The 13,447-nt window shown below is 69.9% G+C and carries 14 protein-coding genes; 6 read left to right on the top strand and 8 right to left on the bottom strand.

Features of this window, described 5'->3' with window-relative positions:
* Positions 1-3: 3 nt before the first annotated feature.
* A complete protein-coding gene (locus tag DRV85_RS16955) occupies positions 4-714 on the bottom strand; it encodes a winged helix-turn-helix transcriptional regulator (protein WP_113290667.1) in 711 nt (236 codons plus the stop codon).
* Between the two features lie 138 nt (positions 715-852).
* Between DRV85_RS16955 and DRV85_RS16950 the strand changes: the two genes are divergently transcribed.
* From DRV85_RS16950 to DRV85_RS16940, 3 genes are all read left to right on the top strand, one after another.
* Positions 853-1,311, top strand: coding sequence for a cupin domain-containing protein (locus DRV85_RS16950; protein WP_113290666.1), 459 nt, complete (start codon positions 853-855; stop codon positions 1,309-1,311).
* A gap of 29 nt (positions 1,312-1,340) precedes the next feature.
* Positions 1,341-1,736 carry a group I truncated hemoglobin gene (locus DRV85_RS16945; RefSeq protein WP_113290665.1) on the top strand — a complete coding sequence of 132 codons (396 nt, stop codon included), beginning with the start codon at positions 1,341-1,343 and terminating at the stop codon, positions 1,734-1,736.
* Between the two features lie 108 nt (positions 1,737-1,844).
* Positions 1,845-2,297: a phosphate-starvation-inducible PsiE family protein gene (locus DRV85_RS16940; protein ID WP_113290664.1), complete on the top strand. Its 453-nt coding sequence runs from the start codon at positions 1,845-1,847 to the stop codon at positions 2,295-2,297.
* On the opposite strand, the gene arfB is transcribed toward DRV85_RS16940, so the two are convergent.
* The 6 genes from arfB to DRV85_RS16910 all read right to left on the bottom strand — a co-directional run bounded on the left by arfB (position 2,298) and on the right by DRV85_RS16910 (position 7,377).
* Positions 2,298-2,717, bottom strand: a complete 420-nt coding sequence (gene arfB, locus DRV85_RS16935) for an alternative ribosome rescue aminoacyl-tRNA hydrolase ArfB (RefSeq protein ID WP_113290663.1) — start codon at positions 2,715-2,717, stop codon at positions 2,298-2,300.
* Positions 2,718-2,975: 258 nt separating this feature from the next.
* Positions 2,976-3,599, bottom strand: a complete 624-nt coding sequence (locus DRV85_RS16930) for a queuosine precursor transporter (protein WP_113290662.1) — start codon at positions 3,597-3,599, stop codon at positions 2,976-2,978.
* Between the two features lie 93 nt (positions 3,600-3,692).
* On the bottom strand, positions 3,693-4,535 hold the full coding sequence (locus DRV85_RS16925; RefSeq protein ID WP_113290661.1) for an esterase-like activity of phytase family protein: 843 nt from the start codon (positions 4,533-4,535) through the stop codon (positions 3,693-3,695).
* Positions 4,508-5,413, bottom strand: a complete 906-nt coding sequence (gene mepA / locus DRV85_RS16920) for a penicillin-insensitive murein endopeptidase (protein ID WP_199526060.1) — start codon at positions 5,411-5,413, stop codon at positions 4,508-4,510. The genes DRV85_RS16925 and mepA overlap by 28 nt, the downstream gene beginning before the upstream one ends.
* The gene (locus DRV85_RS16915) at positions 5,383-6,747 is read right to left on the bottom strand and encodes an MFS transporter (RefSeq protein ID WP_113290660.1); all 1,365 of its coding nucleotides are present in this window, start codon (positions 6,745-6,747) and stop codon (positions 5,383-5,385) included. Before DRV85_RS16915 ends, mepA begins: the two co-directional genes overlap by 31 nt.
* 48 nt (positions 6,748-6,795) lie before the next feature.
* Positions 6,796-7,377 carry an acyl-CoA thioesterase gene (locus DRV85_RS16910; RefSeq protein WP_113290659.1) on the bottom strand — a complete coding sequence of 194 codons (582 nt, stop codon included), beginning with the start codon at positions 7,375-7,377 and terminating at the stop codon, positions 6,796-6,798.
* Positions 7,378-7,502: 125 nt separating this feature from the next.
* Here DRV85_RS16910 and DRV85_RS16905 point away from each other — a divergent pair, with 125 nt between their 5' ends.
* From DRV85_RS16905 to yaaA, 3 genes are all read left to right on the top strand, one after another.
* Positions 7,503-7,790 carry a YggT family protein gene (locus DRV85_RS16905; RefSeq protein ID WP_113290658.1) on the top strand — a complete coding sequence of 96 codons (288 nt, stop codon included), beginning with the start codon at positions 7,503-7,505 and terminating at the stop codon, positions 7,788-7,790.
* A gap of 146 nt (positions 7,791-7,936) precedes the next feature.
* Positions 7,937-9,988, top strand: coding sequence for a DNA helicase RecQ (gene recQ / locus DRV85_RS16900; RefSeq protein WP_113290657.1), 2,052 nt, complete (start codon positions 7,937-7,939; stop codon positions 9,986-9,988).
* A gap of 30 nt (positions 9,989-10,018) precedes the next feature.
* Positions 10,019-10,789 carry a peroxide stress protein YaaA gene (yaaA, locus tag DRV85_RS16895; protein ID WP_113290656.1) on the top strand — a complete coding sequence of 257 codons (771 nt, stop codon included), beginning with the start codon at positions 10,019-10,021 and terminating at the stop codon, positions 10,787-10,789.
* Positions 10,790-10,795: 6 nt separating this feature from the next.
* On the opposite strand, the gene DRV85_RS16890 is transcribed toward yaaA, so the two are convergent.
* On the bottom strand, positions 10,796-13,321 hold the full coding sequence (locus DRV85_RS16890) for a hybrid sensor histidine kinase/response regulator (protein WP_113290655.1): 2,526 nt from the start codon (positions 13,319-13,321) through the stop codon (positions 10,796-10,798).
* Between the last annotated feature and the right edge of the window lie 126 nt (positions 13,322-13,447).

Below are 13,447 nucleotides of genomic sequence, written 5' to 3'. Positions count from 1 at the left end.
CGGTCAGAGCGGGGTCTTGTCCTCCGCGAGCTTCTTCTGCCTGGCGAAGGGGCTGAGGCCGAGCCACCCAGGCATCTGATCCGCGACCCTGCGATCGCCCGTCATCACCAGCCGCTCGCGCCCGCGCTCGCGCGCCACAGTGGTCAGGCCCATCCAGATCGCCGTCATGCAGCGCAGATCCGTCTCGACGTAGAGATCGACGTCGAAGCCGGGGTCGATGGAGCAGAGGTCGACCTCGTCCTCGGGGTCTATGACCAGCCACCAGCGCCGCCGCCCCTCCGGCTGGTCGGAGTAGACGAAAGCGACCACCGTCCGATGGGGCGGAAGCGGTCTCGGGTCGAGATTGCGCCGCATGTCCCACATCAACAGGCCCGGATCGAGGTTGCGCAGGCTGGGCTCGGCCTCGACCCATTTCTGGCCCCACATGCCCACGGCCTCGACCACCGGCTTCAGATCGCGGCCGGCGCGCGTCAGCCGGTATTCATGCACGCCTTCGTTCGTGAGTTTCGCCCGCTCGACGATGCCCGCGTCCTCGAGCTCGCGCAGGCGGCGGGACAGCAGCGTGGGCGACATGCGCGGCACGCCGCGCCGAAGGTCGTTGAAGCGCGTCGATCCGCCGAGAAGCTCGCGCAGCAGCACGAGGGTCCACCGCCTGTCGAGGATCTCCGCCGCCATCGCGACCGGGCAGAACTGACGGTACCGACTCGGTGCCATTTCCGTAGCGTAACGCAGGCGAGCTCCGGTTCCAAATCCACCCCGATACAGTCCGTTGACTGGAGGCCGGCGGCCTTCGGGCGCGAGGATGGGGGCATGGCCGCAGTGCGGTCCATCGCCACAGGGAGGAGGAAACCCATGACACGACGCCCGCCGACGAGAGCCGCGCCCGGACTGGGGGCCGTTCTGGCAGCGCTGTGCGCCCTGCCGGCGGCGGCCGAACCGCAAGCCGTCGCCGACCCGCCGGAGGCCGGCGCGCTCAAGTGGGGCGGCTGTCCGGGCTTCATGTCCGAGGGCTGCCGGATCGCGGTGCCGCACGGCGATCCGGCCGCGCCGAACGCCGACGTCTTCTACCCTGTCCCGGGCGGCGCCGAGGTACCGCGCCATCGCCGCACCTCGCCCGAACGCATGGTGCTGGTGTCGGGCGAGATGCGCGCGACCTATCACCGCGAGGATCCGGTGAGGCTCCGGCCCGGCACCTATGCCCGGGGACCGGCCGAGAAGCCGCACAGCGCGGCCTGCCTGTCGTCGGAGCCCTGCACGCTCTTCATCGCCTTCGTCGAGCCGATCGACGCAGAGGCGGTGCCGCGCCACTGAAGACTATCCAAGGAGGAGGAGACCCAAGGATGGATATTCCCCGCGATCTCACCAACGTCACGCTCTACGAACGCCTCGGGGGCAGCGCCGGGGTGCGCAGCCTGATCGACGACATCATCGAGGCGCACATGCAGAACCCGACGATCAGCGCCCGCTTCCTTCCCTACCGCGAGGATCCCGAGCGGCTGGAGACGGCGAAGCGGCACCTTTGCGATTTCTTCGCGGCCGGCAGTGGCGGTCCCGATCGCTATGCCGGCCGGACCATGCCGGACGCGCATCGCGGCATGAACGTGAGCGAGGCCGAATACATGGCCGCCACCGACGACATCCTGACAACCATGGCGCGCCACGGACACGACGAGGCCGCCCGGCAGGAAGTTCTGGCGATCATATGGTCGCTCAAGGAAGAGATCATCCACGCCTGATGCAGCGCGAGGGCCGCGCCCGCGGCCCTCGCCCGTTGCCTTGCGCAGCAGCAGGCTGCCGCGGGGGGCCGGGGAACCGCGCCCTGCGCAGTGGCGTTGAACGGCTCCATGCATCTCGACGACCTCTACCGCCACTTCGAACGCATCGTGGCCGGTCTGCTCATGGCCGGGATGGTGGTCGTCATCCTGCTGGCGCTTTGGAGCTTCCTGCGCGCCGCGGTCCTGACGGCGGCGGATCCCACCGGTACGCTCGATTATCCCGTGTTCCAGACGCTTTTCGACCGGCTGCTCGCCGCGATCATCGCGCTGGAACTCGCGCACTCGGTGCAGCTCATGGTCACGGGCCGGCGCGGGCCGACACAGCTCCGGGCCGTTCTCGCCATCGGTGTGCTGGCGGTCGTGCGGAAGCTGGTGCTCATCGACATCGACTCGGCAGAGCCGATGCTGCTGATCGGGCTCTCGGCAGCAATCGTGGCGCTCGCCGCGGCGCTGGCGATCCTGTCCTGGGTGCAGGGCCGCCGCGAGACGGACCGCGTGCCCTCGCCCGGCGCCGAGGAGTGATCAGTCTCCCTCCACCGGGCCGCGCAGGGCCTTGACCGCCCCGCGCTTCTTCTTCGCCTCGAGCCGGCGCTTCTTGGAGGCCAGCGTGGGGCGCGTGGGGATGCGCCGCTTGGGCTTCTCCGTCGCGCGGCGGATCAGATCCGCCATCCGGTCGCGCGCGATCTCGCGGTTGCGGGACTGATGCCGCGTGTCCTCGACCCGGATCACCACCGCGCCCTCCCTGGTCCAGCGGTGGCCCGCCAGCCGGCGCAGCCTCCGTTTGACCGGATCGGGCAGGTTGGGCGAGCGCTCCGCCTCGAACCGCAGCTCCACGGCGGAACTCACCTTGTTCACGTTCTGCCCGCCGGGGCCGCCCGCGCGGGTGAACTGCTCGGTCAGCTCCCAGTCCTCGATGGCGATATCGTCGGTGATCCGAAGCATGAGGCGCAATGTGGGGACATCGGGTACGACTAAAAAGGGCCGCCCTTGCGGACGGCCCTTTCCGAGAACTCGGAGGCGGCGCCGGTTCAGGCACGCGCCAATCCGGGGGCCTCGCCCCTCAGGGCTGCCTCAGAGGCGCGCCTCCCGGACTGTCCCGACACCTCGCTCCAATGTTTCTCTAGACACTGGACCACCTCCTTTCTCTGCTGTTGCCGTTGATGACAGAGTGGCACGGATTGTGGCCGGTGCAAAGAAAAATCATACAGCTTGTGCAGTGAGCCGTTTCACGATGAGGCGGAAGGGCATCAGAGCGAGCAGCGCGAGCGAGAGTTTCACCATCCAGTCGGCGGCGGCGAGCGAGACCCAGAGCGGGACCACCGGCCCCCAGCCCAGAAGCGGCAGCGCCTCGTTCGCCCAGCTCACGTCGTTGCCCGGTTCGAGAAAGACGAGCCACGACGAAAACGCGACGGTGAAGAAGATCGCCGTGTCCACGGTGGAGCCGACCAGCGTGGACACCAGCGGCGCGCGCCACCAGCGCCCCGCGCGCAGCCGGTCGAACACCGCCACGTCGAGAAGCTGCGCCGTCAGGAAGGCGAGGCCGGAGCCCATCGCGATGCGCAGCGTCACCAGCGGGCCGAACTCCCCCTGGATCTGCGCGCCGATCAGCGAACAGGCGACGCCGACGGCGAAGCCCGCGATCACGACCTTGCGGGCCGGCCCGACGCCGTAGACCCGGTTCATCACATCGGTGACGAGAAAGGCCAGCGGATAGGTGAAGGCGCCCCAGGTCAGCCACTGGCCGAAGAGGAACTGAACGAGGATGTTGGAGGCGACCACGATGGCCGCCATGGCGAGGATGCCGGGCAGATGCGCGCGTGTCATGAGCTTTCCCGTTTTGACAAGGTGGTCGGGGACTTGGCCCGCCGTCATGACGGACGCGCCGCGCATAAGCGGTTCCGCCCGGCCGCGCAAGGCTCAGGGCAGCGCATACTCCACGATCTCGCTGCGCTGGAGCGCGAGGAAATTGTCGTCCGCGATCATCGTGAGGCGCGTGCGGCCCCCCGAATCCTGCCATACGGCCAGCCCCTCGAGGTTGCCATGCAGGCCGACCGGCGTGGTCAGAAGCGTCTCGACCGAAGCTCGACCGGTCCCCAGGGCCACCCTGCGCACGCGGCTGCGGAAGCCAAGGCCGGCGAAGGTCCGCTCGAGCACGTAGAGCCTCCCGTCGGGGCCGAAGTCTGCGCCGACGGGCACGAATCCATCGGTCTTGGGAAGCGTGCCGACCTCTACCCAGGCGCTGCCGTCGAACCGGTAGATCGGAAAGCCCTCGCCGCGCGCCGCTTCCGGCAAGGTATGGAGTCGGCCCGCGGCGTCGATCGCCAGCGCCTCGAGCCCGCGGTTGCCTTTCAGATGCACGAACGCCGGGTGTCGGGGCAACGGTGCGGTGCCGGGGTAGGGCGCCACGCGACTTTCTCCCTCGAAGGCGATCCAGAGGTCGCCGCCGAGTGCGAGCGCCTCCGAGTCGCTGCGCTCCGGCGCGTCGGGGGCGCGCATGGGCAGATCGGTGAATCGCGCGCCTGTCAGGCCCACGACACGCCCGGCCTCACGTTGGATACGTGCCTCGAGGAGCACCCCTCGGTCGCTGATCGCCAGAAGCCGCATGCCCTCCTGGCCGATCTCGAGACCGGAAAAACCGCCGGCGCGCGGGTCGTCCAGGGCGATCGACGCGCTGCCGAGATAGACGGCCGTCTCCGGAACGACGCAGGCGGCGAGGGCGAGGTTGACGGCGCTCAGGGCGACTGCAAGACGGCGGCGCATTGGCGCGGCAGATCGGCCATCGTCAGTTCCGGGCGCGGCTTCGGCGGCGGCGCATCCGGATCGGGCGGTGGCGGGTTCAGGATGCGGTCCACCCAGTCCTGCGCCTCGGCGCAGCCGTCGCCGGGCGGCGGCGGGCTCTGCGCCTCGCAGGCGCGATCGCCGCGCGGACAGTTCAGACGGACGTGGAAATGGTAGTGATGCCCCCACCACGGCCGGATCTTGCGCAGCCAGGCGCGGTCGCCCGTCTCGTCTGCGCACATGCGCACCTTGGCCCCGGGAAAGACGAAGATGCGGGCGACGCGCGGATCGCGCGCCGCGGCCTTCAGGATCGCGTGATGCTGAGCGGTCCAGTTGCCGTTGGTGAAGGCGCCGTTGGACCGGCGCATCGAGATGGACGAGAGGGACTCCCGCTCGCTGCGGGTCAGGTCCAGCCGGTCGGCCGGCCGCATCCAGATATCGGCGTCGAGGCCCGACTGGTGGCTGCGGTGCCCGGTCAGCATCGGGCCGCCCCGCGGCTGACTGAGATCGCCGATGTAGAGGCCCTGCCAGCCGGGCTGCTGCGCGGCCTTGCGGCTGAGATCCTGCAGGAAGGCGATGGTCTCGGGGTGCGCCCAGTTTCGGTTGCGCGACAGTCGCATCGCCTGCCAGGTCGGCCCGCTTTCGGGCAGCTCGACGCCGCCGGCGAGGCAGCCTTTCGCATAGCCGCCGATCACCGCCGCCGATTGACGCGACGGGCCGCCGACGTAGCCGAAGAGCTGCTTGGCCTCCTTCGAGCTGAGCACCGGATCGAGCGGCGGGGTTTGCGCGCGCTCCGCGGGGCCGCAGGCGGCGAGGGCGAGCCCGAGGATCAGGCCGAGAGCGGCGGTGCGGCGTGCCAAGGCGTGCGGTCTCCCTGTGGTTTCACGAAGGCTAGCAGCAGCAGGCCCAGCAGGAAAAGCGCGATGAGCGGCGTCACGCCGAGTTGCTGGCTGCCTGTGGCCCATGTGGCGAAGCCGATGGCGAGCGGCGCGAGGAACGAGGTCGCCTTGCCGGCCAGCGCATAGAGCCCGAAGGCCTCGGTCATCCGCGCCGGGTCGGCCTGCCGCACCATCATGGTCCGGCTTGCGGCCTGGATCACGCCGCCCGCCGCGCCGATCAGGATTCCCATGACGTAGAACGCGATGTCTGGCGCGGCGGAGCCGTTCGCCACGGGGACGCCGAAAAGACGCGTCGGCGAGATGAAGAGGATCGCGATCGCCACCCCGGTCAGGATCAGGATGCAGGCGGCGATCACCGGCTTCGGGCCGAAGGCCTCGTCCGCGCGCCCGCCGATAACGGCGAAGAGCGCGCCCGCGATGATGGCGAGGATGCCGAAGACACCCACGTCGACCACCGACCAGCCCAGCACGCCGGCGGCGTAGATACCGCCGAAGGTGTACATGCCGTTGAGCGCGTCACGATAGAACATGGAGCTGCCGAGATAGGCGAAGAGAGAGGGCGTGCGCGGCAGGTTGCGCACGGTCAGCGCCACCTCGCGCAGGGCCAGCCGCACCGCGCCTGGCGGCGCGCCCGCCGGCTTGGGGTCGCGCACCCAGAGGAAGAAGGGGATCATGAAGACGGCATACCAGAGCGCGGTCAGCGGCCCGACGAAGCGCGTGCCCTCCCGCGTCTCCGGGTCGAGGCCCAGCACCGGCGCGATCCCGATCAGCGTGCGGCCCGTGTCCCCGCTCTCGGCGAACAGCGTCAGCATCACCACCAGCGCGACCAGCCCGCCGGCGTAGCCGAAGGCCCAGCCGTTGCCCGAGATCCGCCCGATCTTCTCCCTTGGCCCAAGGTCGGGGAGCATCGAGTTGGTGAAGATCGTGGCGAACTCCATGCCGATCATGCCGATGGCGAACCAGAAGAGCGTGATCACCAGGTCGAAGTCGTCGGGCTGCGCGAACCAGAGCATCGCCGAGCCCGCGACATACATGCCCGAAAACCCCCAGATCCACCGAAGCCGGTTGCCCGCGGTATCCGCCATCGCGCCGAGCACCGGCGCGAGCACGGCGATCACGATGCCGGCCAGACCTATGCCGAAGCCCCAGGCGGTCTGCGCCGCGCTGCCGTCGCCCACCATCTCCTGCACGTAGGGCGCGAAGATGAAGGTGATGAGCAGCGTGTTGTAGGGCTGGCTGGCCCAGTCGAAGAAGAACCAGCCCCAGATGCGTTTTCCGAGCGACGGCGCGGCCATGCCCCTCTCCCCACGGGCGGGGCGGTCGCGCGCCCCGGCTACAGGAGACTACGGCGCGGCGCGTCTGGCAAGACTTGCGTCGGCTTCGGTGTCCGGGGCCTGCATCGGCGGCCAGGGCCGTGCGTCCTCTGCCGCGATCCAGGCGGCGATCCAGTCCGGCACCGGCGGGGGCGCGGGATCCTGCCCCATTGCCGTGAGGACCGTTTCGGGCGGAACGATTCCGTTCCGGTCGGTGACGGCGGAACGATAGAGCACGTGGCCTGCGCAGACGCCGCCCGCGAGCCACATCGACTGTTCGAGATAGATGAAGCGCGCGTCCCAGGTCACCGCGCGCGAGCGCATCTCGATGCGCTGGAAGGCGCGGATGCGGCGGCGGTAGCGCACGCTCGCCCCCGCCATGGTCAGCCCCCAGCGGTTGCGCCGCAGCGCGCCCACGAGCCCCGTGCGCATCGCCAGCGGAATGCGCCCCAGATCGTAGAGCGTGAGCGCCCGGCCGTTGTTGAGCTCCATCCAGATGTCGAGATCCCAGGGCCAGCAGCGGTGATGCGAGACATGCGTGCCCGTCAGCGGGAGCGGATCGAGCCCGCGCGCAGCCCAGAGTTCCTTGGCCATGCGGACGAAAGGATACATCGGCAGCCTCCTTTGCGCGCCGCGTGACGCGCTGTTCAGCGAAGGTCAACCGCGACCTCGCGGCAGACTTGCCGTGCGGGCGCGGTGCGCATACCTCTCGGGCGATCCGGGAAGGGAAGGTGCCCATGCAGTCGCTGTTCGAAATCCTGATGCTGCTCCTCGACGTGCTGTGGTTCTTCATCATCGCGCACGTCATCATGAGCTGGCTCATCAACTTCCAGGTCCTGAACACGCGGCAGCAGTTCGTGGCGCAGATCTGGTACGGGCTGAACCGGATCATGGAGCCGATCTATGCGCCCATCCGCCGGGTCATCCCGCCGATGGGCGGAATCGACCTCGCGCCGCTGGTGGCGCTGATCGGCGTCTACGCGGTGCGCATCATCCTGGCGAACAACGCGGCGGCCTTCTACTGAGGCGCCGCGCCCGGCCAGAGCGCGGCGATGGGTATTTGGGGACCATTGAAAGGAAGGCGGGCTCACGGCCTGTTCCGGACTTGTTCACCCGGCCTTCACCGCGTTAGGCTCTGATCGCGGGCAGAACCGAAACGAAGACGGGACAGATGAGCGAGGCAGGCGGCGCAGAGGCGATTCTGCGCGAGGTGTTCGGATTCGACGGCTTCCGCACCGGACAGGGCGAGATCGTGGAGGCCGTGGCGGCCGGCCGCGACGTGCTGGCGATCATGCCGACGGGCGGAGGCAAGTCGCTCTGCTATCAGCTCCCCGCGCTGATGCGCGACGGCGTGACGCTCGTCGTCTCGCCGCTCATCGCGCTGATGCGCGATCAGGTGCGCGGCTTGCGCGCCGCGGGCGTCGAGGCCGGCGCGCTGACGTCCGCGAATTCCGAGGACGAGACCGAGGCGGTGTGGCAGGCGCTGGAGGCCGGGCGGCTGAAACTTCTCTACATGGCGCCGGAGCGGCTCGGCGCGGCCTCGACCTCGGGCGTGCTGCGCCGCGCCGGCGTCTCGCTGATCGCCGTGGACGAGGCGCATTGCGTCAGCCAGTGGGGCCACGACTTCCGCCCCGATTACCTGCGCATCGGCGAGCTCCGGCAGGCGCTGGGCGTGCCGCTCGCCGCCTTCACCGCCACCGCGGACGCCGAGACGCGGGAGGAGATCGTCGCGCGGCTTTTCGCGGGCCGGGAACCCGCGACCTTCCTGCGCGGTTTCGACCGGCCGAACATCCGCCTCGCCTTCCGCCCCAAGGACAAACCGCGGCAGCAGATCCTGACGTTCGCCGGCGCGCGGCGCGGGCAGTCCGGCATCGTCTACTGCGGCACGCGCGCCAAGACCGAGACGCTCGCGCAGGCGCTGCGCGAGGAGGGGCACGCGGCGGCGGCCTATCACGGCGGCATGGAGTCCGAGGCGCGGCGCACGGTCGAGGCGCGCTTCGCCGCCGAGGAGGGGCTGATCGTGGTGGCCACGGTCGCCTTCGGCATGGGCGTGGACAAGCCTGACATCCGCTGGGTCGCGCACGCCGATCTGCCCAAGTCGATCGAGGGCTACTATCAGGAGATCGGCCGCGCCGGGCGCGACGGGCTGCCGGCGGAGACGCTGACGCTCTACGGCGCCGACGACATCCGCCTGCGCCGGGCCCAGATCGACGAAAGCCCGGCGCCCCCCGAGCGGCGCGCGGCGGACCACGGGCGGCTCAACGCGCTCCTCGGGCTGGCCGAGGCGCTCGACTGCCGGCGGCGCACGCTGCTGGAGTATTTCGGCGAGGCGGCCGCGCCCTGCGGCAACTGCGATCTCTGCGAGAGCCCGCCCGAGACTTTCGACGGCACCGAGGCCGCGCAGAAGGCGCTCTCGGCGGCGCTGCGCACCGGCGAGAGCTTCGGCGCCGGCCACCTGATCGACGTGCTCACCGGCACCGAGACCGACAAGGTCCGCCAGCGCGGGCACGACCGGCTGCCCACCTTCGGCGTCGGGCGCGAGCACGGGCGCACCCAGTGGCAGGGCCTCTTCCGGCAGCTCATGGGCCGCGACCTCCTGCGCCCCGATCCCGAGCGCCACGGCGCGCTCCGCGTGACGGAGGCGGCGCATCCGGTGCTCAAGGGCGAGGCGCGCGTGGCGCTGCGCCGCGACACGGTGACGAAGACGCAGGCCCCCGCGCCGAAGGCCCTCGTCTCGGAGGAGGACGCGCCGCTCCTCGCCGCGCTCAAGGCGAAGCGCCGCACCCTCGCCGAGGCAGCGGGCGTGCCCGCCTACATCGTCTTCAACGACCGCACCCTCATCGCCATGGCCGAGCGGCGGCCCCGGACGCTGGACGAGATGGCAGCGATCCCGGGCGTCGGCGCGAAGAAGCTCGAGAGCTACGGCGACGCCTTTCTCGCGGTGATCGCCGGCGAGGCGCAGGAGCTGCACCCGAGCCGCCGTCGGCTCGCCGGGCGGCCCGCGGGCGCGATCTTCGATCGGCTGATGGAGGCGCAGCAGCGGCTCGCGCGGGGAGAGACGGGCATCGAGAAGCCGATGTCCTGCACGCCCAGCACGCTGCGCCACATCGCCGAGCGCCGGCCGGGCGACCTCGATGCGCTTGCGCGTATTCCCGGCATGGGCGCGCAGAAGACGGAGCGCTTCGGCCCCGCCTTTCTGGACGTTCTGAGCGCGGCGGACTAAGTCAGGCGCGCTGACCCAGGAGGAATGCCGATGCTCGTCGTGATCTCGCCCGCGAAGAAGCTCGATCTGGACGACGCCCCGCTGCCCGAGGGCGCGCCGGAGCCGAGCGAACCGCAGTTCGCCGAGGAGGCGGCCCAGCTCGCGGAGATCGCCCAGGGGCTCTCGGACGCCGATCTCAAGACGCTTATGGGGATCAGCGACAAGCTCGCGCGGCTGAATGCCGAGCGCTTTGCCGCCTTCGGTGAGCAGCCGAAGAAGCCCGCCGCGCTCGCCTTCGCCGGCGATACCTACCGCGGGCTCGAGGCCGAGACGCTCGACGCCGACGCGCTGCGCTGGGGGCAGGCGCGGCTGCGTATCCTCTCGGGGCTCTACGGGATCTTGCGGCCGCTCGACCTGATCGAGCCCTACCGGCTCGAGATGGGCAGCCGGCTCGCGACGCCGCGGGGCAGGACGCTATACGAATGGTGGGGCGACCGGATCGCCCGGGCTCTCGACACGGCGGCGGCCGAGGCGGGCACGCAGGTTCTGGTGAACTGCGCCAGCCAGGAGTATTTCGGCGCGGTGGAGCGGGACGCGTTGACGCTCCGGGTGATTACCCCCGTCTTCATGGAGATGAAATCCGGCACGCCCAGGGTCGTGAGTTTCTACGCCAAGCAGGCGCGCGGCGCGATGGCCCGCTTCATCCTCGAGCGGCGGCTCGAGGATCCGGAGGATCTGCGCGCCTTCGACGCCGGCGGTTACCGCTTCGACCCTGAACTGTCCGCGGCGGAGCGCCCGGTTTTCGTGCGCGGCGAGCGCTGAGACGGCCTAAACGGGCTCGTCGGGGTCCGGTGCGCGCGTTTCCGGAGGGCTGTGGGCGCGGATCGTCTCGAGCAGCGCGGCCTTGCGTATGGGCTTGGTCAGGTAGTGGTCGATCCCGTCGTCCAGGATCGCCTCGCGGTCGCCCTCCATTGCGTGGGCCGTGACGGCCACGATCGGCACGCGCCGGCCGCTGCCGGCCTCGCGCCGCCGGATCTCTCGCGCGGCGGCGCGCCCGTCCATGCGCGGCATCGAGATGTCCATGAAGATGAGGTCCGGCAGCCCCGCCTCCCAGGCCGCGACGGCCTCCTCGCCGTTGGCGGCATAGGCGAGTTCGATGTCGAGTGCCTGAACCATCTTGCCGAAAACGAGCCGGTTGGTGCGGTTGTCCTCGGCCAGCAGGATCCGCATCGGTCGCGGGTCCGTGTCGATTGACGCGTCTTCCGGCGGCGGCTCGGGCCGGACGCCGCCGAGGGCGTGAAGGCGGCGCAACAACTCCTGCCGCGGGACGGGCTTCTGCAGGATCGCCTGAATCAGCCCCGGCTCCAGATAAGGCTCGACCAGAGCGGGGTTGGAGCTGAGCAGCATGACGGGCATGGCATGGCCCGCGGCGCGCAGTCGCTGCGCGAAAGCGACGCCATCGGTTCCCGGCATCAGATGGTCGGTCAGCACGACGTCCGGTGGCGGGTCCAGCATGGGCTCGGCCGCGTCGGCCCCCTCGGCGCAAGAGACCTCCATGCCGAGTGCGGCGAGCTGCTTTTGCAGGATCTCGCGGTTCGCCGGATGATCGTCGACGACGAGCGCGCGGCGCAGCGTGGGTGGCCCGTCCGGCACGTCCGCGATGTCCTCGGCCGCCGGCAGCGGCAGGCGGAACCCGAAACACGCGCCGGCGCCCTCTTCGCTCTCGACCCAGATCTGGCCGCCCATCAGGCCGATCAGCCGCCGCGTGATGGCGAGCCCCAGACCCGTCCCCTCGAACGAGCGGTTCCGGTCGTCCTCGACCTGGTTGAACTCGCCGAAGATGTGGTCGATCCGGTCGGGCGGGATCCCGATACCGGTGTCCTCTATGGTGACGATCACCTCCGCCGCGTCGCCGGCGGCGTCGGGAAGCCCCGTCACCCGCACGAGCACATGCCCCGCGCGGGTGAACTTCACCGCGTTGCCGATGAGATTGGTCAGCACCTGGCGAATGCGCCCGGGATCGCCGATGAAGCGGGTGGGCAGGAAGAGGTCGTAATCCACCAGCATCGCCAGCCCCCTGTCGCGGGCCGTGGGCTGCAGAAGCATGACGGTCTCGTGGATGCAGCGCTCGAGGTCGAAGGGCTCGGGATGGAGCGCGAGCTTGTCCGCCTCGATCTTCGAATAGTCGAGCACGTCGTTGATGATGACCAGAAGCGACTCCCCTGACGCGCGGATGGTTTCCACGTAGAGGGACTGTTCCTCGCTGAGCTCGGTGTCGGCCAGAAGTTCGGCCATCCCGACGACGCCGTTCATCGGCGTGCGGATCTCGTGCGTCATGTTGGCGAGGAAGGCGGATTTCGCACGGTTGGCGGCCTCGGCCCGCTCCATCGCCTGTTCGAGCGCCTTCTGCTGCTCCTTGAGATGGGTGATGTCGATCCTGAGCCCCACGCGACCGCCGTCCGACGTCTCCTTCTCGAAGATGCGAAGCCAGCGGCCGTCGCCCAGCTGCTGCTCGATCGCGGTCTCGGCCGCGCGATGCTGCTCCAGCCGTTCCTCCAGCCAGGCCTCCTCGCGGCCCGCGGCCTCGGCATACTGGCCGCGGGCGAGACCGTGGCGCAGGATGTCCTCGAAGCTGGCGCCCGGGCGCATTGCCTCTGCGCTCTCGGCGTAGAGCTCGCGGTAGCGCGCGTTGCAGGTCACGAGCCGGTCGTCCGCGTCGTAGACGACGAAGCCGTCGGGCAGCTCCTCCACCGCCGACCACATGCGCATCAGCTCGGTGATGTTCACGGCGAGCGTCACGAAGCCGCCATCCGGCGTGCGCCGGTCCATCAGCTTGACGAACTGCCCGTTCCAAAGGCGGATGACCTCGGGCGGGATCTCGTCCCTGTCCCAGCGGTCCAGCAGCCGCTCGCGCCAGGACAGCGGCGCCTCGCCCTGAAGATCGACGATCCCCTCCTCCACCATCACGTCGATGATATGCGCGTAGTTCGCCCCGGGCCGCACCGTCTCGACCCCGTCGAAGACCGAGAGATAGGCGGGATTGGCCAGCTCGAGGCAGCCGTCCGCGTTGAACATGGCGAAGCCGTCGCGCACCGATTCCAGTGCGCGCCAGAGCTGCGTCTCGACGATCGCGATCTTTTCGTTCGCGCGGGTGAGATCCGACTTGACGCGCTCGTTCTCGTCCCGAACGCTCGCCACTTCAGCCTGCGTCTCGACGATCTGCTCCGACAGCGAGCGGGCGTGCTGACCCAGCTTGCGGTTCGCGGCGAAAAGCTCGGCCTGCTTGAGTTCTAGCCGCCGCTCGGCGGCGAGCCGCTTGCGCCGCTCTTCCGCGAGCTTGCTGGACAGACTCATCCGCCGGCCTCCGCAAGGTTAACCATGGACCGGTCGGCAGCATGACGCCTGTCGGATGAACGGGCGATTAACCGCGGCACGGGAATCGTTGATCGCGCGCGCGGCTGCTGCGAGCATGACCGAAGG

The organism is Rhodosalinus halophilus, from assembly GCF_003298775.1.
GTDB lineage: Bacteria > Pseudomonadota > Alphaproteobacteria > Rhodobacterales > Rhodobacteraceae > Rhodosalinus > Rhodosalinus halophilus.
Note: the sequence above shows the minus strand (reverse complement) of the source record. Positions and strands in the feature narration are given on the sequence as shown.